The sequence below is a fragment of the Saccharicrinis carchari genome (genome assembly GCF_900182605.1).
GTDB lineage: Bacteria > Bacteroidota > Bacteroidia > Bacteroidales > Marinilabiliaceae > Saccharicrinis > Saccharicrinis carchari.
Genome location: NZ_FXTB01000001.1, coordinates 47164 through 70408 on the forward strand (window position 1 = coordinate 47164; position 23245 = coordinate 70408).

The 23245-nt window shown below is 42.0% G+C and carries 18 protein-coding genes; 7 read left to right on the forward strand and 11 right to left on the reverse strand.

The window, feature by feature from the left end; translation table 11 throughout:
- Nucleotides 1–108: 108 nt before the first annotated feature.
- The 5 genes from pnp (at nucleotide 109) to FN809_RS00200 (ending at nucleotide 7668) form a co-directional block, all read left to right on the forward strand.
- Nucleotides 109–2232: a polyribonucleotide nucleotidyltransferase gene (gene pnp / locus FN809_RS00180; protein ID WP_142531463.1), complete on the forward strand. Its 2124-nt coding sequence runs from the start codon at nucleotides 109–111 to the stop codon at nucleotides 2230–2232.
- A 152-nt stretch (nucleotides 2233–2384) separates the two neighbouring features.
- The gene (locus FN809_RS00185) at nucleotides 2385–2876 is read left to right on the forward strand and encodes a hypothetical protein (RefSeq protein WP_142531464.1); all 492 of its coding nucleotides are present in this window, start codon (nucleotides 2385–2387) and stop codon (nucleotides 2874–2876) included.
- A gap of 56 nt (nucleotides 2877–2932) precedes the next feature.
- Nucleotides 2933–5071: a prolyl oligopeptidase family serine peptidase gene (locus tag FN809_RS00190; RefSeq protein ID WP_142531465.1), complete on the forward strand. Its 2139-nt coding sequence runs from the start codon at nucleotides 2933–2935 to the stop codon at nucleotides 5069–5071.
- Nucleotides 5072–5080: 9 nt separating this feature from the next.
- The gene (locus tag FN809_RS00195; protein WP_142531466.1) at nucleotides 5081–5731 is read left to right on the forward strand and encodes a deoxynucleoside kinase; all 651 of its coding nucleotides are present in this window, start codon (nucleotides 5081–5083) and stop codon (nucleotides 5729–5731) included.
- Nucleotides 5732–6024: 293 nt separating this feature from the next.
- Nucleotides 6025–7668 carry a TPR end-of-group domain-containing protein gene (locus FN809_RS00200; RefSeq protein ID WP_246095363.1) on the forward strand — a complete coding sequence of 548 codons (1644 nt, stop codon included), beginning with the start codon at nucleotides 6025–6027 and terminating at the stop codon, nucleotides 7666–7668.
- 157 nt (nucleotides 7669–7825) lie between these two features.
- On the opposite strand, the gene FN809_RS00205 is transcribed toward FN809_RS00200, so the two are convergent.
- Both FN809_RS00205 and FN809_RS00210 read right to left on the reverse strand, forming a co-directional pair.
- Entirely contained in the window at nucleotides 7826–9703 is a 1878-nt protein-coding gene (locus tag FN809_RS00205) for a transthyretin-like family protein (RefSeq protein ID WP_142531468.1), read from the reverse strand.
- A gap of 434 nt (nucleotides 9704–10137) precedes the next feature.
- Nucleotides 10138–10674, reverse strand: a complete 537-nt coding sequence (locus FN809_RS00210) for an RNA methyltransferase (protein WP_142531469.1) — start codon at nucleotides 10672–10674, stop codon at nucleotides 10138–10140.
- A 130-nt stretch (nucleotides 10675–10804) separates the two neighbouring features.
- Between FN809_RS00210 and sucC the strand changes: the two genes are divergently transcribed.
- On the forward strand, nucleotides 10805–11995 hold the full coding sequence (sucC, locus tag FN809_RS00215) for an ADP-forming succinate--CoA ligase subunit beta (RefSeq protein WP_142531470.1): 1191 nt from the start codon (nucleotides 10805–10807) through the stop codon (nucleotides 11993–11995).
- A 221-nt stretch (nucleotides 11996–12216) separates the two neighbouring features.
- Here sucC and FN809_RS00220 read toward each other — a convergent pair whose 3' ends face one another.
- Nucleotides 12217–13173, reverse strand: coding sequence for a GDP-mannose 4,6-dehydratase (locus FN809_RS00220; RefSeq protein ID WP_142531471.1), 957 nt, complete (start codon nucleotides 13171–13173; stop codon nucleotides 12217–12219).
- A 261-nt stretch (nucleotides 13174–13434) separates the two neighbouring features.
- On the opposite strand from FN809_RS00220, the gene lepA reads away from it, so the two are divergent.
- A complete protein-coding gene (lepA, locus tag FN809_RS00225; protein ID WP_142531472.1) occupies nucleotides 13435–15222 on the forward strand; it encodes a translation elongation factor 4 in 1788 nt (595 codons plus the stop codon).
- Between the two features lie 572 nt (nucleotides 15223–15794).
- Here the strand turns inward: lepA and FN809_RS00230 are convergent.
- The 8 genes from FN809_RS00230 to FN809_RS00265 form a co-directional block, all read right to left on the reverse strand.
- The gene (locus FN809_RS00230) at nucleotides 15795–18128 is read right to left on the reverse strand and encodes a TonB-dependent receptor (protein ID WP_142531473.1); all 2334 of its coding nucleotides are present in this window, start codon (nucleotides 18126–18128) and stop codon (nucleotides 15795–15797) included.
- Nucleotides 18128–19021, reverse strand: a complete 894-nt coding sequence (locus FN809_RS00235) for a DUF4249 domain-containing protein (protein WP_142531474.1) — start codon at nucleotides 19019–19021, stop codon at nucleotides 18128–18130. Before FN809_RS00235 ends, FN809_RS00230 begins: the two co-directional genes overlap by 1 nt.
- Before the next feature lie 58 nt (nucleotides 19022–19079).
- A complete protein-coding gene (locus tag FN809_RS00240) occupies nucleotides 19080–19292 on the reverse strand; it encodes a hypothetical protein (protein ID WP_142531475.1) in 213 nt (70 codons plus the stop codon).
- A gap of 164 nt (nucleotides 19293–19456) precedes the next feature.
- Nucleotides 19457–19906 (reverse strand): hypothetical protein, encoded by a 450-nt coding sequence (locus FN809_RS00245; RefSeq protein ID WP_142531476.1) that lies wholly within the window; start codon nucleotides 19904–19906, stop codon nucleotides 19457–19459.
- 2 nt (nucleotides 19907–19908) lie between these two features.
- Nucleotides 19909–20364 carry a hypothetical protein gene (locus tag FN809_RS00250; RefSeq protein WP_142531477.1) on the reverse strand — a complete coding sequence of 152 codons (456 nt, stop codon included), beginning with the start codon at nucleotides 20362–20364 and terminating at the stop codon, nucleotides 19909–19911.
- 382 nt (nucleotides 20365–20746) lie between these two features.
- Nucleotides 20747–21178 (reverse strand): hypothetical protein, encoded by a 432-nt coding sequence (locus tag FN809_RS00255; RefSeq protein WP_142531478.1) that lies wholly within the window; start codon nucleotides 21176–21178, stop codon nucleotides 20747–20749.
- Nucleotides 21179–21185: 7 nt separating this feature from the next.
- The gene (locus FN809_RS00260) at nucleotides 21186–21830 is read right to left on the reverse strand and encodes a hypothetical protein (protein WP_142531479.1); all 645 of its coding nucleotides are present in this window, start codon (nucleotides 21828–21830) and stop codon (nucleotides 21186–21188) included.
- A gap of 453 nt (nucleotides 21831–22283) precedes the next feature.
- Entirely contained in the window at nucleotides 22284–23174 is an 891-nt protein-coding gene (locus FN809_RS00265; RefSeq protein WP_246095365.1) for a DMT family transporter, read from the reverse strand.
- Between the last annotated feature and the right edge of the window lie 71 nt (nucleotides 23175–23245).

Consider the following 23245-nt stretch of genomic DNA (forward strand, 5'->3'; position numbering starts at 1 on the left):
CACCAAACCGCAATAAACCAATCAAAAATTAAATAAATCACCTTATCCCCCTATAATAAAATGATATTGCATATATTTGGGGCGTTAAAAAGAAATAAAGAAGAAAATATGATTAATCCAATTGAAAAAAAAATTGATCTTGGCGATGGAAGATCAATCACTATCGAAACAGGTAAATTGGCCAAACAGGCCGACGGTTCGGTAGTTGTAAAAATGAACAACACGGTTTTATTGGCCACTGTGGTAACGGCAAAAGATGCTGCTCCCGGGGTCGATTTTATGCCTTTGTCGGTAGAGTACAGAGAGAAGTTTTCGGCCATAGGCCGTTTCCCCGGTGGGTTTATGAAACGGGAGGCCCGGCCTTCCGACAGCGAAATATTGGTATGCCGATTGGTGGATAGGGCTTTGCGTCCGTTGTTCCCCGAGGATTATCATGCCGAAACATTTGTGACTATTAATCTGCTTTCGGGCGATAAAGAAGATTTGCCCGATGCATTGGCAGGATTGGCTGCCTCGGCCGCTTTAGCCGTGTCCGATATTCCTTTCCAGGGACCTATTTCGGAGGTACGTGTGTGCCGTATAAACGGTGAGTTGGTGCTTAACCCTACGCGTTCTCAAATGGAAGAAGCCGACATGGAAGTGGTGGTAGGTGCAACCAAGGAGAATATATTAATGGTAGAAGGCGAAATGCAAGAAGTGTCGGAGCAGGAAATGCTTGAGGCCATGAAATTTGCACACGAAGCCATTAAAGTTCAGTGTCAGGCTCAGATAGAGCTGATGGAGGAAGTTGGTAAAACTGTAAAAAGAGAGTACTGCCACGAAGAAAACGATGCCCAACTGCTGGAGCATATCAAGGCGGCTACTTACGATAAGGTATATGAAGTGGCTAAAGCAGGACTGCCAAAGAATGAGCGCGCAGATAAGTTTGCAGCCATTAAAGAGGAGTATATACAAGCCAATTATGCCGATGTAGAAGCATCCGAGATACCTAAAGAGTTAATAGGCAAATACTATCACGATGTAGAAAAAGAAGCGGTTCGTCGTTGTGTTCTAGACGAAAGAGTACGCCTGGATGGACGTAAAACGGATGAAATTCGTTCCATATGGAGTGAAGTGGATTACCTGCCGGGTCCCCATGGATCAGCGGTGTTTACCCGTGGCGAAACGCAAGCTCTTGCTACAGTTACATTGGGTACCAAGCTCGATGAGAAATTAGTGGACGATGTGCTTAACAGAACCACAGAACGTTTCTTGTTGCATTATAATTTCCCCCCATTCTCAACCGGTGATGCAAGAATGTCAAGAGGCACCAGCCGTCGCGAGATAGGTCATGGTAACCTGGCCTTTAGAGCATTAAAAAACATGTTGCCCGAGGATTATCCTTATACGATCCGTGTTATGTCCGATATTCTGGAATCCAATGGATCGTCGTCAATGGCTACCGTATGTGCCGGAACATTGGCTTTGATGGATGCCGGGGTGCCTATCAAAAAGCCTGTAACAGGTATTGCCATGGGATTGATTACAGATGAGCAAAAGAATTTTGCCGTCCTTTCAGATATTTTAGGCGATGAGGATCACTTGGGAGATATGGATTTTAAAGTAACTGGAACCAGAGAGGGTATTACGGCTACACAAATGGATATTAAGGTGGATGGCCTTTCTTATGAGGTGTTGGAGAAAGCACTCTTACAAGCTCGCGAGGGTCGTTTGCATATCCTGGATAAGATTATGGAAACGATGGACGAGCCACGTGCCGACCTTAAACCTCATGCGCCACGTATGGAATCCATTACCATACCAAAAGATATGATTGGTGCGGTAATAGGACCGGGAGGTAAAATTATACAGGAAATACAAACCAGCACAGACTCTACTATCACCATCGAAGAAATCGGAGATACAGGTAAAGTAAGTGTTTCGGCCAGCAATGCCGACGCAATTAATGCAGCTATGGCTAAAATAAAAAGCATTGTGGCGGTACCCGAAGTGGGCGAAGTGTACAAAGGCAAGATTAAGTCAATTGTACCTTTTGGTGCTTTTGTGGAAATTATACCCGGAAAAGAAGGTTTGCTTCATATATCGGAGATAGAGTGGAAGCGTCTGGAAAAAGTGGAAGACGTACTAAAGGAAGGTGAAGAAGTAGAGGTTAAGCTGATAGAAGTTGATCAGCGCTCAGGTAAACTAAAACTATCGCGCAAAGCCCTTCTGCCACGTCCCGAACGAAAGTAAAAAAGAAGCTACAATTAGTTAAATCATTAAAATTAAAAGGCCGCGAGGCCTTTTTTTATTGCTCTTACTTTTTGTATGTTTACTGATGATTTTTTTTAGTTATTTTACCGAACACCGGACACCGATTAGCCAACTTAAAACATTATATACCTATGAACCAACTACTATCATACGACGAATGGATGTCTGATCTGGAAGAAAAGGTGGATAAGATACCCAGGGTGCAGGCTGTAATCTCAAGTTTTGAAGTACTGCCCCGTTTGGGTAAATTGCTTTCCGATAAATCAAACTCTTGTAGTGAGTGTTTTATGTATTGGCAAAAGCTCCAGGAGTCAACACTGCACTTCGATCAGTTTTTTGAAGACGGAAACAGATATTCAATAGATTTTGAGAATCTGGTGGAGATAATAATGCAGCATTTAAAGATAAGCCATGCTATTCGGCCTAAAGGTTATCTACTTTCTTTATATACATTGGCCGGAATGGTTGTTGGTGTATTGCTTGGTGCCATAGTGGGTTTTGCATTTCTTTCGGGTGAATATAAAGGGGCAGTACTACTGGGCTGGCTTATAGGAATGTTGCTGGGCTGGTCTGCCGGCACCCGAAAAGAGAAAAGAATGCGGAAACAAAGTAGAATTTTTTAAACAAAATGAATTTATACAATAAACACTATTTATTTTTGCCATCAAATTTTATCGATATGAAACCTAAATTACTGAATAATATCACCTGCTTAAGTGTGTGCTTGCTTATTGTGGCGTGTAATACGAAACCTAAAATGGAAAAATTATCCTACCCCGTAACCAAAAAAGTGGATACAACTGATGTGTATTTTGGAACCGAGGTACCCGATCCCTATCGCTGGTTAGAAGACGACAGATCGGAAGAAACACAAAATTGGGTAGTGGAACAAAACAAAGTAACTAATTCCTTCCTACAAAATATCCCATTTCGCGATGCAATTAAAGATAGACTTACCGAAATTTGGGATTACACCAAAATGGGAGCCCCTTTTAAGCAATCCGGTTTAATCGTTTACGCTAAAAATGATGGCCTGCAAAATCAATCGGTTTATTATTATAAAAAAAGTGAGCAGGACGAAGAGAAGGTGTTAATAGATCCAAATAAGTTATCTGCAGACGGTACGGTATCCTTAAGTACCTTCAGTATATCCAAAGACGGTAAATACTTGGGTTATGCTATTTCGCGTGGAGGTTCCGACTGGCGCGAGATATATGTAAAGGACATTGAAAGCGGAACTTTGCTCGACGATCATATTATGTGGGCCAAGTTTTCGGGTATCGCGTGGTATAAAAATGGTTTTTTCTATTCCCGATTCGACGAGCCCAAAGAGGGTGACGAATTGAAGGGAGAGAATAAAAACCCGAAATTATATTATCATAAGCTGGGCGATAGGGTGGAAGAGGACAAAGTGATTTTTGAAGACCCCGAACATCCCGGGCGTATGGCCAGTGCAAGCGTTACCGACGACGATAAGTATTTGCTTATTTATCAAACGGAATCAACCAGCGGTAATGCACTTTATATAAAGGATTTGAGTAAAAAGTCATCCCGCATAATTAAAGTGGTTGATGATTTTGATAACGACCATTCCATCGTGGATCATCACAAGGGTACATTTTTGCTTTCTACAAATTACAAAGCTCCCAAAAAACGTATCGTAAAGTTCTCCTTAAATAAGTATGCCAAGGAATACTGGGAAGATGTTATCCCCGAACAAAACGATGTGTTAAACAGTGTTTCTGTTTTGGATGGTAAAATGGTAGCACAATACATGAGCGATGCACAGGATATTGTAAAAGTATTCGATACAAACGGAACGTACCTCTACAATGTTGATTTGCCTGCCATTGGATCGGTGGCTGGTTTTAGCGGCAAAAGGGAAGATACCGAAACATACTTCTCTTTTAATTCCTTCGTTTATCCTTCGGCAATTTATAAATACGATGTTACAAGCAATAATACCGAGTTGTATTGGCAACCTGATATAGATATAGATTTTAGCCAATACGAAACCAAACAAGTATTCTTTACAAGTAAAGACGGTACGCAGGTACCGATGTTTATTGTGCACAAAAAGGGGCTGGTGCTCGATGGAAATAACCCAACCATGTTATATGGCTATGGAGGTTTTAATATATCGCTCACGCCCTCATTTTCGTTGAGCCGTATGGTTTTACTCGAAAACGGAGGTGTGTACGCTATGGTAAATCTGCGTGGTGGGGGAGAGTACGGGAAGGAATGGCATCAGGCAGGTACTAAATTGCAAAAGCAAAATGTGTTTGATGATTGCATAGCGGCGGCTGAGTATTTGATAGCGCAAAAATATGCCTCACCACAAAAATTGGCGCTCATGGGTGGATCCAATGGGGGATTATTAGTGGGGGCGGTAGTAAACCAGCGTCCCGATTTATTTCAGGTAGCTATACCGGCAGTGGGTGTGATGGATATGTTACGATACCATAAGTTCACCATCGGTAGGTTCTGGGCTACTGATTATGGCACATCTGCCGACAGCAAAGAAATGTTCGATTATCTCTATGCTTATTCACCCATACATAATATTCGTAAAGAAGTGGAATATCCGGCAACAATGGTTTTAACCGCCGACCACGACGATAGGGTGGTGCCGGCGCATTCGTTTAAATATATTGCCGCATTGCAAAATACTTACCAGGGTAACAATCCCGTCCTTATTCGTATCGATAGTAAAGCGGGGCATGGAGCAGGTAAACCCACCAGTAAACAAATTGAGGAAGCGGCCGACTTGTACTCTTTTATGTTTTACAACATGCACTTTGCTCCGTTGTATGAATAATTATTATTGATGTGCAATTTCAATGGAATGTTAAATAGGTATATTGTTATCGAAGGAAACATTGGGGCAGGCAAAACAACATTGGCAGAAAAGGTAGCTAAAGATTTGGGAGCGAGGCTTATATTGGAATCTTTCAAAGAAAATCCTTTTCTGCCTAAGTTTTATTCCGACCCACAACGATACGCATTCCCCCTGGAACTTTCGTTTTTAGCCGCACGATACAAACAATTAAAGAGTGAACTTAAACAGGGCGATTTATTTAATAATTTAACTATTGCCGATTATTATTTGATGAAGTCCTTTATTTTTGCTAAAATTACATTGTCGGATGATGAGTTTCAGCTGTACAGGCAATTCTTTGATATGATTAGGTCTTTGTCGGCAAAGCCGGATGTGATGTTTTATATTCATAGAGATGTGAATATACTGAAAAACAATATTATGCAAAGAGGTAGGTCGTACGAAGTGAGTATTGAAAAAGCGTATTTATCATCCGTGACCAAGAGCTACTTTGACTACTTTAAGGAAGTGAAGGATTTTCCTGTTGTTATATTGGATGCATCCTACGCTGATTTTCATCAATATATTCATTACAAACAATTTATCGGCCTGATAAATAAATCGTACCCGCCGGGTGTAACGAGAGTTAAGATAGTTTAAATATTGTAATGTAAAACATCAGTTAATATGCATTTTTCAAATAATAATTCATGAAATGAAGTTTATTTAGATTAAATGACTTGGTGTTGTGTTTATTTTGGTAGAATATATATATTTGCACTAAATGAAAGGATAGCTTTTATTTGTTCAAAACATTGTTAAATTTGTAAATACTTATCGATAGTTAATTGAAAACACGTAATCGGATTAATACTATGAAACAATCAAGGATTAAAATTTTTGCTTCGATAGCTTTGGCAGCGTTATTAGTAAGTTGTGCAGGCTTAAACAAAATGAAGAAGAAAGCAAACGACGTAACCTACACAGTTACTCCTGAAGTGCTTGAGGCACATGCGGGCAAAGTGGATGTTACCGTAAAGGTAAAAGTTCCCGAAAAATACATGGATAAAAAAGCAACCATTGAGCTTACCCCCGTGTTAAAGTATGATGGCGGTGAAACAGCATTTCCTTCTAAAACTGTTCAAGGGGAAAGTGTGGACGGAAACAATCAAGTGATTTCTTACCTCAATGGTGGACAATACACTTATACCGGTTCAGTTCCTTATAACGACAACATGAAGGTATCGGACTTGGTTGTGCGTATTAGAGCCGAAAAAGGTGGCGAGAGCATGGGCTTCGACGATGTTAAAATTGCCGAAGGTGTTATTGCTACAGCTGGATTGGTTAAAAGTAAAGGTGCTGCAGTTGCATTGGGTAGCGATAATTTTAAGCGTATTGTACCTGAAAGCAAAAATGCAGAAATATATTTTATGATACAACAAGCTGCTTTGCGCGGTACAGAGTTGAGAAAAGAAGAAATAAAAGCACTTAAAAGCTACATCAGCGAAGCGGAAGCGGCTGAGAACAAAGAGTTCAAAGGCGTATCTATTTCGGCTTATGCATCTCCGGACGGTCCAACAGATCTGAATACCAGATTGTCGGAAAAAAGGCAAGACGTAACCAAAGGTTATGTGGCCAGAGAGTTGAAGAGAGCCAAAGTGGAAAAAAGTGGCGAAGATTTCTTCAACCTGAAAAATACACCGGAAGACTGGGAAGGATTCAAAGAATTGATGCAAGCTTCAAGCATTCAGGATAAAGAGCTAATATTAAGAGTGCTTTCTATGTATTCTGATCCTCAGGTTCGCGAGAGAGAAATCAAAAACATGTCGGAAACTTACAAAGTTATTGCTGATGACATATTGCCTCAGTTGCGTCGTTCTAAAGTGGCCGTAAATGTAGAAGTTATTGGAAAATCAGATGAGGAAATTGAAGATCTTGCAGCTTCTAGCCCAAGTGACTTGAACGAAGAGGAGTTACTTTATGCAGCTACTTTAACTGACGACTTGAACGAAAAGCTGTCTGTTTATAAAAGCGTGAATAAGGTATTTCCTGAAAGCTGGAGAGGCTATAACAATGTGGCCTACATATTAATACAACAAGATAAGTTGGACGAAGCTAAAACAGCTCTGGAAAAAGCCAACAGTATTGATGCTAACAATCCGGTAGTTCATAATAACCTTGGTGTTGTTGCATTACGTCAGGATGACATGGCAAAAGCCGAAGAGCACTTTGGTGCTGCCGCGGGTGCCGGTCCTGAGTTGGATACTAACCTGGGTATCGTTTCGATTTACAAAGGCGATTACGATGCTGCTATGCGTTATTTCGGAAACAGCACTACATGTAATGCGGCTTTAGCTAAAATTTTAGCCGGTAAATATGATGCTGCTCTATCTACATTGAACGCCAACACTATGGAAGTTGGTTTTAAATATTACCTGAAAGCTATCGTAGGTGCTCGCACCAATGATAACGATATGGTATTTGATAGTCTGCGCAAGGCCGTTGAACTTGATTCTTCGCTTAAAGCCGACGCTGCAAAGGACAAAGAATTTGCCAAGTACATGGAGGACGCCAGCTTTAAAGCTATCGTTCAGTAATAATAAAAATCAAATAATACTAAAAAAGGCCGGTCAGTTGTGATCGGCCTTTTTTGATCGAATGCTGGTGGAGCTTGGTGGCTCTTATCTAATTTCCATATCAAAACGTATATAAGAAAAACCCGGATTAACCGGGTTTTCTTATATACGCCACTACTTACACTTTACAAAAGGCCATCTGGTCCCAAATGTCGTGGTGGGTTATCTCACCGTTGGTAAGCTTCATATCGGCATGTAGCCAAACAATGTAGGCGCAGTTGGGCAATGCGCTTACCGAGCTTCCATAAGCTACCTCGCCATGTGCTTCTTCTCCCGGGGTATTATGCGCAATGGCAGGGAAAGCGTATGGCCCACCGGGTCCTGTCATTCGTACCCATACATTACCTAGATTGGGGTTTGCGGCAGTATATTGAACGGTCAGAGAATTGGTGATTTTACCACATCCGGCTCCTACCATTTCTTTGATATCCATGCTCGCTACCCCTATCTCACTGCTCACGGAGGTTGGTATCCACGAACCGTTTTTAGGTACGTTCTGGTATCTGAAATTAAATAGTGCTAATACTTTTGAAACACCTACAGTTATTTCGCTTGGTTCATTTCCTTCTTCGCGTATTCGCATGCGTAGCCTATAATACCTGTTTTTTTGTAATGGCTGAATGCTCGTTACGTTGTCGCCCGGTACAAGTCCAGCCATATCAACCGAATCGTTCATCAGTTTTGTCGAAATAAGGTTGATGAGCAGTCCGTTTCGATTAGGCAGGAAATTACTCTCCTGGGGTACTTTTATCCAATTATCGGACGCGAAAGATACTTCCATCTCGCCCGATTGGTGATCAATTGCATAGGGGGTTTCTATTATTTCGTATCCATCCGGGGTAGGAATTAATACTTGCGTATAACCGATAACCGTATGGGCAATATCAGCTTTTTCAATGTCCGTCCAAGTCGCACCCATTTTTGGTACGCCCGGGGCGTCCCACTCTTCGTACTGGAATTTGTACTCCAGTGGCTTGCCATTCATCTTTTTGTTTAAGCTGCCCAATAAACTCAATTTATCGTAAAAGGCTAACCCGTTCCACCCGGCTGTGGGCTTGCCCGTGGTACGGCCGGTGGTAGAGTCTATGTTATGGAGGATATGATATGCCCTGTTTTGTCCGATCCTTAGAAATGTAGGATTTGTGGGGTCTTCGGGTCCGGGTATGGGGCCTTCGTTAAGGCATAGGCTCACACAAAAGCAGTTCCCCACGTTTTCCCTATCCTTATCGCGGCCTCTCGATGGTGGCTCGTCCAAAGATCCACCGCCGAGTGAATATTTGAAATAAACATCGGGTCCGTTGTTCCAAGGCAATATGGGGGTTTCCACATTAATCCAAGGCGAAAGGAAGGTCTTTTTAAATTCTTTGGAGGTGTAAACAATTAAAAAACGTCCGCTGCTGTCCGTTAGGGCGCTTCCCAGCTTGTCGTCGCTTATCCAGTCATCGTCCATTGCGGTTACTTCAATGCCAGGTATGGGGGATTGCGTGTTACAAAAGGTAAGCCGGCCAAAGATGAACCAAAGATCGAGCAGACCCATCATATAACACCAGTTTTTTGAATTAAAGGTGTAATTAAAAGTGGCGATAACAAAACCTTCGTTCGTTTCCCTCCACTTGGGCTGAAAAACATTTACGCGCACATCAAACTCTTTAAAGCCCTTTGGCTTGTCCTGATTTTCCTGCCCATAATCCGGCACATCGGGATAATTAAGTACGATCTCGACGGGGCCGCCGCCATATTTTTGTTTTTTTTCGTCCAAATCGAATGAGTAGGCCCCGTTTCCATCAGTTCGGGTTTCGGCAATTAAATCTTTTGATTTAGCACTCAACTCCTCTTTAGAGTAGATTTTAAACAATTCTTTGGGTTGGGCGGTAGCCATCCCAACTACTGAATCCTGGTTGTTGTAACGGTAAAGCCGCACAATGGTTTCTTTTACAGGTGTTCGTTGCTCCCTGCATATTAAACCATAAAGGTGTCCTCTTAAAAAAAAACGCATGACATTAAAATTTAAGTTAAACTTGAGAGTATATAGTAGATATGGAAAGGCTAATTTATATACTTTACATTATTGTAGTTCCGATTAATACAATTTACGATGTTTCGCTGTGAATGTCAATAGGAATGAATGGCAAAGCACTATTGATTTATGGGCGATTTGCCTATATATGAACAGGAAACGTTAAAAAGAGAGAGGAGATCGGTAAGCGGTTTTTGCTAATTGGCTTATGGTAATGGGTATTCGGTAATGGCTAATCAAACGATTTGTGAAATGAAATGATGGAATAAGCTACGAAGTAAGGACGGCGGGAGGTGTAAAACAACGGCGAATAAAAGCTAAATAAGGGGCTTGTTATCCAAAAAACCCAAAGAAGGTCCCTGAATCAATCACTTTAGGGATAGCGTAGGAAATAGCGCAAATACATCCAATGGTCATACCATCCCCCGGATATATTTGCCGGCTTCCCAAAGTACGATACCGGCACTTACACTGATGTTTAACGAATGCTTGGTGCCAAATTGGGGAATCTCGATACAAGCGTCGGCCGTGTCAATTACCGCCTGCTGAACACCTTTTACTTCGTTGCCAAAAATCAGGGCCATTTTTTGATCTTGTACAGGTTTAAAATCTAACAAGGAGGTGCTTCCCACGGCCTGTTCCACGCAATATACTTTATAGCCTTTATTTTTAAGTGCTAAAATTGCCGATATAGTATCTTCGTGGTAGCTCCATCGCATGGAATCTTCAGCGCCCAGTGCAGTTTTATGTATGTCGTTATGCGGAGGAGTGGGGGTAATGCCACATAAATATATTTCTTGAAGGCAAAGCGCATCGGATGTCCTGAAAACCGAACCCACATTGTTCAGACTTCTCACATTGTCGAGAACTACCACAATGGGGGTTTTTTTGGCATGCTTGAACTCTTCTACGCTTAGTCTGTTTAGTTCTTTGTTTCGCAGTTTCCTCATGTTTCTTTTTATTATCGGTATGGTAATTATTTAAGCTGACAAAAATAAGCATTTTCAACGTTTTATTTTTGCCATCAAAATTGTACATTACAAAAAATTTAGATAGATAACCTTTTTATATAAAATCTACATGAATATTCACGAATATCAAGGTCAGGAAATCCTCAAACGATATGGGGTCCGGGTTTCGGAAGGAATTGTGGCTGATAACCCGGACAGGGCAGTAGCCGCAGCAAAACGTTTAAAGCAATTAACCGGAACAGATATCTGGGTTGTGAAAGCTCAGATACATGCCGGGGGGCGTGGCAAAGGTGGCGGAGTTAAGGTGGCTACCTCATTAGACGAGGTAAAAGAAGTGTCCAAGCAGATTTTGGGTATGCAGCTGGTAACCCACCAAACAGGTCCGGAGGGAAAAAAAGTGAATAAAGTGCTTGTAGCACAAAATGTGTTTTATGCAGGCGAATCGGAGCCAAAAGAGTATTACATGAGCGTACTCCTTAATCGGGATACCAGCCGGAATATTATCATGTATTCTACCGAGGGAGGGATGGATATTGAAAAAGTAGCTGAGGAAACGCCTCATCTTATTTATAAGGAGGAGATTGACCCTGCCACCGGTGTTTTGCCTTTTCAGGCACGCAGGGTAGCTTTTAATCTGGGTTTGTCGGGTAAGGCATTTAAGGAGATGACAAAGTTTGTAACCGCACTTTATAAAGCCTACGAAGGAGCCGATGCTTCGTTGGTGGAGATTAACCCTGTGCTTAAAACTTCCGACGATTTGGTTATGGCCATCGATGCAAAAATTAACCTCGACGACAATGCCCTTTACAGGCATCGCGATTTTATTGAGATGCGTGATTTGGATGAGGAAGATCCGGCAGAGATAGAAGCATCAAAGCACAATCTTAATTTTGTAAAGCTCGACGGTAACGTGGGCTGTATGGTTAATGGTGCCGGTTTAGCAATGGCTACCATGGACATCATAAAACTATCAGGTGGCGACCCGGCAAACTTCCTCGATGTGGGTGGTGGTGCCAATGCACAAACGGTGGAGGCAGGTTTAAAGATAATTCTGGCCGACCCTAATGTAAAAGCCATACTGATAAATATATTTGGGGGAATAGTACGCTGCGACAGAGTGGCACACGGCGTGGTAGAAGCCTATAAAAAGATAGGCGATATTGATATTCCAATCATTGTTCGGCTTCAAGGAACAAATGCCGAGGGAGGCAAAAAGATTATTGATGAATCCGGTTTGAAAGTTTTCTCGGCTATTACACTTAAAGAAGCATCCGACCTGGTGCAGGAGCTGGTGGGTTAGTTTATCGAAATGTTTTATTAACAGCGGGGTAAGTGACGTAACGCCGCACTTAAAAGTAGCCACAATGAACACGAAGGGTGCACAAGGGACACGAAGAAACATTGTGAACCTTGTATGGCCTTTGTGTACATTGTGCTTGTAAATTAAAATAAACCCCCGACAAAATCGCCCCAATACCGAAAGAACGGGAGCTATATTATTTTTTGTGTTTTTAAACCCACTTACTGTTTCAAGTACCAATTTATAAAAGCTTGTAATCCTTCCTTAAGAGATGTAGTGGGCGCATATCCCAATAATTGTTTTGCTTTATTTATATTGGCGTAAGTGATGTTTACATCGCCGGGTTGCATGGGCAGTCGCTCTATTTCCAGTTTTTGTCCGCTTACTTCGGCAATGGTGTGTATCAGGTCAATCAGTTTTACAGGTGTATGGTTGCCCAGGTTGATGTTTTCAAAAACATTTTCGTTGTTTTGCAAATACGTAATAGCTTTGATGATACCCGAAACGGTGTCGTCCACAAAAGTGTAATCGCGCGCGGTAGAACCATCGCCAAACATAGGAATGGGCTTTCTTTCGTAAAGCAGCCTTGTAAACTTATTGATGGCCAAATCAGGTCGCTGCCGGGGGCCAAATACGGTAAAAAACCTTAGGTTGATAAAATCGAGCTTATAAAGATGATGATAGGTGTGGTTGAGGAGCTCGCACGATTTTTTGGTGAACGCATAAGGTGAAATAGGCATCGAAACATCCAGAGTTTCGCTCCATGGTGTGTCGGTCATGTTGCCATACACCGAAGATGAACTGGCAAAAGCCATTTTCCTGCTACCTGTTTCCCGCATCAGGTCAATTAATATTCGGGTGGCACTTATGTTATTGTCAATATAAGCTTGTGGATTTTCAATGGAAGGACGCACTCCCGCTTTAGCCGCCAGATGAACAATGCAATCGAATTTTTCAGATAATTTTTCCTTTACCCTGGCTTCATCGCATAAATCCAGCTCGTAAAAGCTAAAGTTCGGATGATGACGGAATTCGCTCAGATTACCTTCCTTCATTGTTCGCTTGTAAAAAGGATCGAAGTTATCAACCCCAACCACCTTGTAGCCTTTTTTTAGCAGTGTTTGAGATAGATGTGAACCAATAAAACCGGCACAACCCGTTACTAATATCTTGCTCATAAACTTATTTATTTTATGCAAAGATATATTTATATGTTGCGTACAGGGTGTTTTTTTGTATAAAGTGTATTTTTTTCACATAAATAGTTGATTTGGGCTAACCAGTTGTTTTATGCACGCTTTTTAATGCCCGATAAAGCAGATTGATGTTATAAAATTAATTCAAATTACAATGATTTTAAATATCTTTGCCCATTGGAATAAAAGGAACCTGGTTCTTGTTTAAGTGATATTAATTTACGCGTACGGTAACATTAGCTTATGAAGCATATAAGAAACTTTTGTATTATTGCCCATATCGACCACGGTAAAAGTACCTTGGCCGACAGATTATTGGAATTCACCTCTACCGTGTCCGAAAGGGACGCTCAGGCACAGGTGCTCGACAATATGGACATTGAAAGGGAAAGGGGGATCACCATTAAAAGCCATGCCATACAGATGGATTATTTGCTCGATGGTGAAAAGTATGTTCTTAACTTGATTGATACGCCGGGGCACGTGGACTTTTCGTATGAGGTTTCGCGATCCATAGCAGCTTGCGAAGGTGCTTTGCTGATTGTGGATTCAACCCAGGGTATTCAGGCGCAAACAATTTCGAATTTATACAAAGCCATAGAGCACGATTTACATATCATCCCGGTGATGAACAAAATGGATTTGCCCAATGCCATGCCCGATGAAGTGGAGGATCAAATTCTGGAGTTGATTGGGGGAAAACGTGAAGATATAATTCATGCCAGTGGAAAAACGGGAATGGGTATAGAGAACATACTGCGCGCCATTGTTCATGATGTGCCACCACCGGTGGGCGATTCGGCAAAACCTTTGCAATGTATGATCTTTGATTCTGTTTTTAATTCTTTTAGGGGGATTATCGCTTATTTTAAGGTGGTAAACGGAGAAATACGTAAAGGCGATTTGGTCAAATTTATGGCTACCGGAAAAGAATATCATGCCGATGAGGTAGGGGTGCTACGGTTGGAAATGGAACCAAGGAAAATGTTGGGTGCAGGTGATGTGGGCTATATCATATCAGGGATAAAAACAAGTAAAGAAGTTAAGGTGGGCGACACCATTACCCACGTGAAGGGAGGATGCCAAAATAGGGTAGAGGGTTTTGAAGAGGTTAAACCCATGGTTTTTGCCGGGGTGTACCCTATCGATAGCGACGACTACGAAGATTTGAGAGCTTCGATGGAAAAGCTTCAACTCAATGATGCTTCCCTTACATTTGAACCGGAATCATCGGCCGCCCTGGGTTTTGGTTTTCGTTGTGGCTTCCTGGGGATGCTCCATATGGAAATTATTCAGGAACGTTTAGAGAGGGAGTTTGATATGAATGTGATAACAACTGTTCCGAACGTGCCTTATATCGTACATACAAAAAAAGGAGAGCAGGTAGAGGTGCACAATCCCTCCGGATTGCCCGAGCAGACAATTATCGACTGGATAGACGAACCGTATATCCATGCCCAGATAATTACCAAGTCGGAGTATATAGGACAGATAATGAATTTGTGTCTGACTAAACGCGGCGAGATGGTGAAACAGGAATATTTGACTGCCGACAGGGTGGAGTTGAGTTATAACATGCCACTGGCCGAAATTGTATTCGACTTTTATGATAAGCTCAAGAGTATTTCTAAAGGATATGCCTCTTTCGATTATCAGCCTATAGGTTTTAAACCCGCCAAATTAATTAAGCTCGATATACTGCTTAATGGCGAAAGTGTGGATGCCCTTTCAACACTAATTCATTTTGATAATGCCCAACCCCTGGGACGACGAATGTGCGAAAAGTTAAAGGAACTGATACCCCGACAGCAATTCGACATTGCCATACAGGCCGCTATCGGCAGTAAAATTATATCGCGCGAAACGGTAAAAGCGGTGCGTAAAGATGTTACCGCCAAATGTTATGGTGGCGACATTAGCCGTAAGCGTAAACTGTTGGAGAAACAGAAGAAAGGTAAAAAACGGATGAAACAGGTAGGTAACGTGGAGGTGCCCCAAAAGGCATTTATGGCGGTGCTAAAACTGGATTAAAGCCCCTCCCTGCCTGCGGTAGACATGTGGCTTTAGCGGAAAGGGGATAGAATAGTAATCCCATTTCGGGTCTTCGCGTAATGAAAGGCGGAGAGAAAATAATAAAACTTAAAAAACGTCCGATACGCGAAAGTATCGGGCGTTTTTCGTTTTCAAAGTGGTGTTTATCACCCTCTAAAATCTATATACCTTGCCGAAACAAATACTAACTGCCATCTCATGTTGGGTTCTCCTGGCTTGTGTCGTATCTGCCCTTGAACTCTTTGAAAGTAAATCTGTAACAATTGCCAAAGCCCAGCTCGCTTCGCAACGCAATGGTATTGGTTATCTTCAGTTAGTTGTAAGCGGATAATGAATTGATGTACAGTTCACTACTGTATCTGCTTGCTTAAATACGGGCTTGTTACGCCAAGTTACTGGCAAGCAGAGTTCCCGGAAACAATAGGGTTGCTGGATTCAAGTTTGACTTTCATAACAAAATAGCTAAGCATTAAATTATCACCTACAACCATAATTTACAAAGTATTATAGCAGTTTGATATATCACTTTCCTACAAGCTGATGCGCTTCCTTCAAAACGTCCAACTGTAACTTACCGAGGGGATAATGGGGAAGAGGGTTTGTTTGTACAGGCGGGGCTCTGTCAGTTCCCATCCGATGGCATTCAATTCGTTGTCCCAGAAATAATAATAGGCATTTTGGCGGTTGTAGAGGTTATATACGCTGAGGCGCCAGATACGCTCTCCCCGGCTTCTTTTTTTAATAAAGTTTATGCCTACGTCCAGGCGGTGGTAGGCTTGCATGCGGGTGCTGTTTTTACCGTCGTATATTTCCACGCTAACATAGGGCTTTTCGTATTCATCTTTTGGTTCGTGGGGCACCATGAAATGTTCCTTGGCCAGGGTAATGGCATTGCCCGTGTTATATACCCATGAGGCAAAAACATCGATGCTGGGTCTTATTTGGTGCTGCACCACAATACTGATGTCGTGCGGACGGTCATAACGGTACGGATATCGTTTGCCCTGGTTTACCTCCCCGAACTTGCGGGTGGTCTCCGAGAGGGTGTAGCCAATCCATCCCGTTGTTTTGCCCTTATTTTTCTTCAGGAAAAATTCAATGCCCCTGGCGGTTCCTTTGCCCTTGCCTTCTACATGGTTTTCCCAATTGCCCAGGCCCGTAAAGTAGGACACCCCGTCCTTGAACGAAATCAGATTATCCATCTCCTTATAATAGGCTTCAACGCTTATCTCAAATTTTTTATCGGCGGTGGTATGTGCCCACCCCACGGAGTACTGTACCGATAGTTGCGGGGCGAGCCGTTTTGTGGGCGGCAACCAATAATCCGACGGCATGCCGGTGCTGCTGCCCGTGAGCAGGTGTACGTTCTGCTGCATTTGGGCATATCCCAACTTTAACGAATGGTGCGGCATAAAGCGGTAGTTGAATGCCAGGCGGGGTTCAATGCTTGGGTATATTTTTCTGTCCACCTTATAATTGGCATATCTCAAACCCAAATTAAAACTGATGTTGGGGCTAAGCTGAATTTCGTTTTCGATGTAAACATTGGCCTCCATAGCCTCCTCGCGGTAGTTTACATGCGTAGAGTCGTTGGTAACACCGTCCACGCTTTGTTTGTTGTTCATGCGCGAGGGCAGGTAACGATGATAAATAATATTTGCCCCGGTGCGCAGGGTGTAGGTGTTGCCCACAAACCAATCGAAATCTGTTTTTAAGGTCGCATCCGATACCTTCGACAAAAAACGGTAATCGAATTTGCTGCCGCTCCCTTTATAATTTTGTTCCATTGTATTGCGGTACTGCGTATAGGATGCCGTAAGGTTGTTGAACAACTTTGGGTTAAAAACATGGTTCCAGCGCAGTGCGGCCAAGGTGTTGCCCCAGCGCAGTTTTCCTTTGGAGGTAATGTCGCTGTCTTTGGGTTTAAAGGAAGTGATGCTGCGGTCGTCGCCCATATAAAAGCTCAGGTACAAACGGTCCCGGTGGCTTAGCTTGTGGTTGTACTTGGCATTCGCGTCGTAAAAATTGTAGCCCATGCCGGCACCGTTAAACAGCAGCGGGGTTAGCGGCCGCATCAAAATATCGTACATCATCCGGCGCACCGAAATAAGGTACGACGAGGTTTCTTTTTTTACGGGGCCTTCCAATGTTAGTTTCGACGATACCATGCCCACGGTGGCATGTCCCTTAAATTGTTTGGTGTTGCCGTTTTTCATGCGCACGTCCAGCACCGACGACAGGCGCGAGCCGTAACGGGCCGGAAAACCTCCTTTTATGAGGGTTACGTTTTGGATGGCATCGGGGTTAAAGGTAGATACAAAGCCGCCCAGGTGGTTTACGTAATAGAGCGGTACGTCGTCCAATAAAATCAGGTTCTGGTCCGGACTGCCGCCCCGCACGTACATGCCGCTGCTGCCCTCGCTGCCTTGGCTAACGCCCGGAAGCAGCTGCAGTGCCTTTATCAGATCCACCTCGCCGCCCAGCGCGGGGATGCGCTTTACTTCTTTCATGGTAAGCTGCGCGGTGCTTATCTCCGCTCTTTCTTCAATGGGTTTTTGGGCCTTAACGCTTATTTCTTGAATATCCAGGCCCGGCTGTAAGGTAATGCCCATCAGCGTATCGTCCTTTATGTCAAACCGGGCTTTGTAGGGTGCATAGCCCACATACGAAAATTGGATGCTGTACTTTCCTTTGTCGGCAAACGTGAAGTTAAAATACCCAAAGGCATTGCTGGCCTGTCCTTGTTCGGTTTCGGTACAATATACACTTACGCCTATCAAGGGCTCGCCCGTGGTATCATCCGTTACATAACCCGATAGGTTTACCTGTGCAAGTAGTTTGCCCGCCATTATGGCGCAGAGGGCCAGTATTGTTATACGGCGCATTACAGATTTTTAGAGTGAGACACCTGGCTGTAACCGGCAAAAATGCCGTAGCCATTTACCACATTTGTATAGGCATCGATCGGGTTGCCCGTGCCGTCCCATAAATCGCCCACTTGGTTATCGAGATTGGGGTACAAACGTTTTTTAAACTTGTAGTACGCTGCCGAAACCGTCCTCAATTGTATTTCCACCTTGTCTATGCTATTGTGTTCGTCACCTATTAAATTGTAAAAATCAAAGCTTAGGCTATGGCTGCTGCCCTGCATTAGCTCGTTGGTAAACAACAAACCCACCTTGTTGGCACTGAGGTTTACCAAGCCTTCGTTCCTAATGGTAATATCTTGGCTGTGCAGTCCCTCGTAATAAACACTGGTCCAGTCTTTTTCATCCCAATTATAAATAACCGTGCTAAGCATGCGCAACTCAAAAAAGGTGGGCACATCGGGGATGTTTTTTATATCGATGGTAATAGAGGAGATGTTTTCGCCTTCGTTATCTACGTTGGCTGTGGCTACGTATTTTTTAATGCCGAAACCTACCGGACGGGGGATAGAATCGCTTGCATGCACCGTTTCGTAACCCGGGGCACTGGCCCTGATGGTGTATGTTCTGCCGTGCCGGACCTTAATAGTAGAGCGGTACAACGAGTCTTTTATATGTGTTAAAGGATATTCCTCGCCGTTTACGGCCACGCTAACTTGTGCCTTTGTTTTTAAGGTAAACACCGTATCGTTGGCAGGTACCGATTGGGTAATTACTGCGCCGATGGGTTCGTTGGCCGTGATATAACTGCCGATAACCAATTTGGGTTTGCGCTTGGGCAAATCAATATCCACTTCTTTGTAGCACGAGCTCAGGAACAGAAGGAGGAGGGGGAGGAGTATGGGTTTCATAAACAGTAAGATATACCTAAGTGCGTGATGCTATTTCTGCCATATCCTGCCTCAAGCATTATTTCAAAGATTTGCTTGCCCTAAACTGCACACCGGCATAAGCACCATAGTCAAATTCATTTGCTTTGCGGTTGGCGTAATGAGGTAGCATACTGTATCTTTGGTGCGAGTATCCTATCAATGCATTCAAATAAGGGCGCAACAATGCCTGCGAATAGCACGAGAAAATACTGTTGATTAACAACAGTGTGAGGTTTAGATGTTTTTGCATTATTGTAACTTTACCAAAATCGGAAAACAATATAATATATTTTTGATTTAAAAAGCCCCTAAGAAGGGGCTTTTATGAGTTATTTATCTAAAAAAAGTTTTTAGCTTCGTTGTTATAGTAATCAGCAGATCGGTTGCTTTAACTGTTGAATCAGTCGGCGGCACTCAATCACAACCCCCATCACAATCCTCCGCCATATCATAATCTTCTGGAGTTATACGGTACGTATAAATATCAATGCCGTTTTCATTTGACCTAACATATCCATATCCACCAGATATTGGGTCTGCATTAATGAATTTTTCATAGTTGTTTCCGGAAGGGTACCCAAAAACTTGTACCTTTTCATTGCCAAAGAAGATTCTGCCATTGGCAAGACTTGTAACCCATCCTAAATCACAATAGGTTTCTATACCGCTTGTGCAAATGCCCTCAATATCAAAGGAATCGCCGGCAATGATATTATAGATGAATTTTTGGTCATCACCAAAAACCTCTACTCTGACATTAACTTCTGTGCCGTTGACAATTCGTCGAATAGATGGGTGTTCCGTCAAATTCTCCTTACAAGAAATTGAGGCAAAAATTAGGCATAGAACTAAAATGTTTTTCATTATCATTGAATATCAATATAAAAATCAAATAAATCATCGAGTTTATCTTCCGTACTATTTTTATAGTTCTTTTTCAGATAATCTCTTACCTGCTCAAGCTTACGTGAATTCTTTACTGCACTCTGCAATTGACTCGCGCTATAGCCCTTTACATTGTCATTGGGATAATTAGTACTTCCTGCGTGACTACGTGTAAAACGCTGGTTTTCACCATCAACAAGGTCAATAAAGATTGCAGAATACCCATTACTCATTCTGTTTCTGTCATCATTCTGTTTGTGGCTTGAGAAACCAGGATAATACTGTTGGATAAATGTGTGCTCTATAAAATCGGCCCAGCTTTCACGTACTATTTTTTTACTCCATGTAATATTCCACTTTGTAAGCTTCCAATGTGACTGATGACCGAGTTCATGAAAGGCTACGGCATATAAGTCGTCAGTTTCTTTATTGCCCATTCCTCGTGTGAATTTGGAGTACACTCTAATTCTATTGGCTCTGATAGCAAACATGTCTCCGGTTCCTTCTTTGAACACCGCACGCACATTCAACTTGTTTACAGCCTCGCCGCCTGCCCAATAGCTAATAGGATAAGGGTTTTGTATGCCGGTTTTTCTGTATTGGACCTTAGAAAAGATGGGTCTTAATTTAAAATATATACATAAGCACTCCTTTCTTTCTGTTTTATTTTGCAAACAACAAGAGATGACAGCTATTTTATTTGGGGATGTTTAAGGTCAAAATTCAACAAAAGAAAGTGCGAGAGCAAATACTCCCACACAATTACAAATCGGCAATTAATTTTTTAGAAAGCGTAGCAAAGGTGCTTGCGTCACTACTTTAAAACTCTATTGCATTATCATAATCTTGTTCAGTAAACACATACCTATAGTTTTCATTATCTTCTATTGTATAAGCTTCATCAGATAATAAGTTTTTATCAATTCCTCCCAATGAGGTATTGTCACCATTCCATATTATTTTTGCTTTACGATTATCATCAAAAATAATTACCAGTGAGTCAGGTGTGTCTAGCGCACAATAAGCAGTTCGACCACAGCCCCCCTCTCCACTATATGCACTACCAGTATATGATTGCCCAACCGCTAAGCTAATATTGTTATACATGCTATCGTATTTGTAAAATTTCATGCTCACATCATAGTTTGTACCATTTGCTAAATGGTAATAAGCATAATCCTTTGTTCCTCCTCCGCAGCTGAAGGTCAATAATGTGAAAATCGCATAGGCAATTAATTGTAATTTCTTCATAATATATTTATTTATGCCAATTAGCAAAAAGCTCATCTATTTCATCATCATCGTTATTAGATGAATTTATGTTTTTAATTCTATCCCTAAACTTATTCCACGACCTTGCACCTTTTAGAGCACTTTCTATTTGCTTAATTGTATAACCTTTTACTCTATCCACAGGGTACCACCTTCCATATTTGACGCTTTGATTAAAATTATCCATCAAGTCTATGATTATTGAAGTGTAAGTTTTGTAGAAATCGTCAGATGAATAATTTGGAAGAATTCGGTATTGATAATTATCCATGTAAACAAAGCTGTTTTGGTTCAAATATTTTTTGTATCTGTTAGTAGTAAAATACCACTCTACCCCTTCTGGCCAACTTTCTATGACAGCTACGTAAGATTTACTATTAGAGGCATTTGTCGGTATATCATACGCTTTCTTTACTAGTTCCCTAAAGGCACCTCTATCCATATCCCAATGAGCCGCATGTGCTAGTTCATGTATGGTTGTACTATATACTCGATAAGAAGAAACATCCCATTCGCGAATATATATTGATGGCAAAACGCCTAATGTACGCGCATACATAGCTGCATGACTAGTTTTATTATGTTGTCTCTGGGTTTGACTAGCAGAAATCTTAACCTGAGGTTTTAACAAACTGTTTTTTTGGAGGACTACTTAATCCAAAACTATTGTGATAATAATGATCATAGGCCGCTTGAAATATCAATGCATAGTATTGCTGTTTATCAGTAACCCTATTACTGGAATTGGATTTGCCAAAGCTAACGTTCCAATCACCTCTTTTCTTGGGTCCGTCATATTTAGCCTGCCCAATAACTAGTAGGATAAGGGTTCTGTATTCCGGTTCTTCTGTATTGGACCTTAGAAAAAGATGGGTTTTAGTTTATTTGCACGGGCACTCCTTTCTTTTTAATTGAACAATGAAAAAAACATTACATTAAATTGAGGTTGCAATAATAAAAACTTAAACGATAAGGTACAAGATTTCAAACAATAAATATTAAAAATTATTGATAAGGAGACTTGGGGGCTAACAGGAGATTGGTACTTAGTGCTTAAGCAGTAAAAAGAATATTCTATACCCGATCAACTAAGTAATAAAATAACCAATCCAGCTAATATTCCTGCCAGAAATATTGCTTTGCGGGTCAGGTTACGTTCTTTAAAAAGCCATGCACCCAAAATAAAAGCAACAATTACACTGCCTCGCCTAATAGTGGAAACGATGGCAATGAGAGAGCTGGGGTCGTTTAAGGCGGCAAAGTAGAGGAAGTCGGCAAAAATTAATAAAATGGCAACGGCCGGAATAGTCCAGCGCCATTTCAGCGGTAAAGCATTGGGATTGTTTTTTCGGATGATAAGGACAACAGGGAAGAGAAGGACTACCTGGTAAATGGTAAAGAAAGCCTGTACTGCCACTTTATCGATGGAACGAATCAAATGTTTATCGAAAAGGGCACTGGATGATGAAAACATAGCGGCCAGCAAGGCCAACCAAACCCATTTATTGCTTCTAAACGAAATTCCTTCGCGCCTACCCGCCAGCGAAAAAAGAAAGAAAAAACCCAAAGTAAGCACAAGCCCCAACCATTGCATGGGCGTTAGTCGTTCCTGATAAATTATCAAGGCACCGAGAATGGTCCATATGGGCGAAGTGGATCGTATAGGCGATGCAATGGTAATGGGTAGATGTTTTAGAGCAAAATAGGAGAGTACCCAGGAGGTGAGTACAATACCTGTTTTTAACAGAATAAGAAGATGCTCATATAGGGTGATGCGCGGAACGTAGAGTATAAAATCACTGCCGATTGCACCCAAAGCCGAAAGTACAATGAAAGGTAAAAACAGAATAGCACCGGTAAAAGAGCCGTACAGCAGTACCAGCCAAACCGCATTATTATGAACGGCATGTTTTTTAGCCACTTCGTACAAGCCTATAAAAAATGCCGAAGCGAGCGTAAGCAGTATCCAAATCATAGCAGAAAATTTAACCGGCAAAGATATGCCCAATTCGTGGAATTAACAGAGGAATTAAGGATTGTTAAAGT

Coding starts and splice junctions, on each gene's coding strand:
- lepA (WP_142531472.1), top strand. CDS start 13,435: ATGAAGCATATAAGAAACTTTTGTATTATTGCCCATATCGACCACGGT.
- FN809_RS00230 (WP_142531473.1), bottom strand. CDS start 18,128: ATGCGCCGTATAACAATACTGGCCCTCTGCGCCATAATGGCGGGCAAA.
- FN809_RS00195 (WP_142531466.1), top strand. CDS start 5,081: ATGTGCAATTTCAATGGAATGTTAAATAGGTATATTGTTATCGAAGGA.
- FN809_RS00240 (WP_142531475.1), bottom strand. CDS start 19,292: ATGCAAAAACATCTAAACCTCACACTGTTGTTAATCAACAGTATTTTC.
- FN809_RS00255 (WP_142531478.1), bottom strand. CDS start 21,178: ATGAAGAAATTACAATTAATTGCCTATGCGATTTTCACATTATTGACC.
- FN809_RS00235 (WP_142531474.1), bottom strand. CDS start 19,021: ATGAAACCCATACTCCTCCCCCTCCTCCTTCTGTTCCTGAGCTCGTGC.
- FN809_RS00200 (WP_246095363.1), top strand. CDS start 6,025: ATGAAGAAGAAAGCAAACGACGTAACCTACACAGTTACTCCTGAAGTG.
- pnp (WP_142531463.1), top strand. CDS start 109: ATGATTAATCCAATTGAAAAAAAAATTGATCTTGGCGATGGAAGATCA.
- FN809_RS00265 (WP_246095365.1), bottom strand. CDS start 23,174: ATGATTTGGATACTGCTTACGCTCGCTTCGGCATTTTTTATAGGCTTG.
- FN809_RS00185 (WP_142531464.1), top strand. CDS start 2,385: ATGAACCAACTACTATCATACGACGAATGGATGTCTGATCTGGAAGAA.
- FN809_RS00190 (WP_142531465.1), top strand. CDS start 2,933: ATGAAACCTAAATTACTGAATAATATCACCTGCTTAAGTGTGTGCTTG.
- FN809_RS00220 (WP_142531471.1), bottom strand. CDS start 13,173: ATGAGCAAGATATTAGTAACGGGTTGTGCCGGTTTTATTGGTTCACAT.
- FN809_RS00210 (WP_142531469.1), bottom strand. CDS start 10,674: ATGAGGAAACTGCGAAACAAAGAACTAAACAGACTAAGCGTAGAAGAG.
- FN809_RS00205 (WP_142531468.1), bottom strand. CDS start 9,703: ATGCGTTTTTTTTTAAGAGGACACCTTTATGGTTTAATATGCAGGGAG.
- FN809_RS00250 (WP_142531477.1), bottom strand. CDS start 20,364: ATGGGCAATAAAGAAACTGACGACTTATATGCCGTAGCCTTTCATGAA.
- sucC (WP_142531470.1), top strand. CDS start 10,805: ATGAATATTCACGAATATCAAGGTCAGGAAATCCTCAAACGATATGGG.
- FN809_RS00245 (WP_142531476.1), bottom strand. CDS start 19,906: ATGAAAAACATTTTAGTTCTATGCCTAATTTTTGCCTCAATTTCTTGT.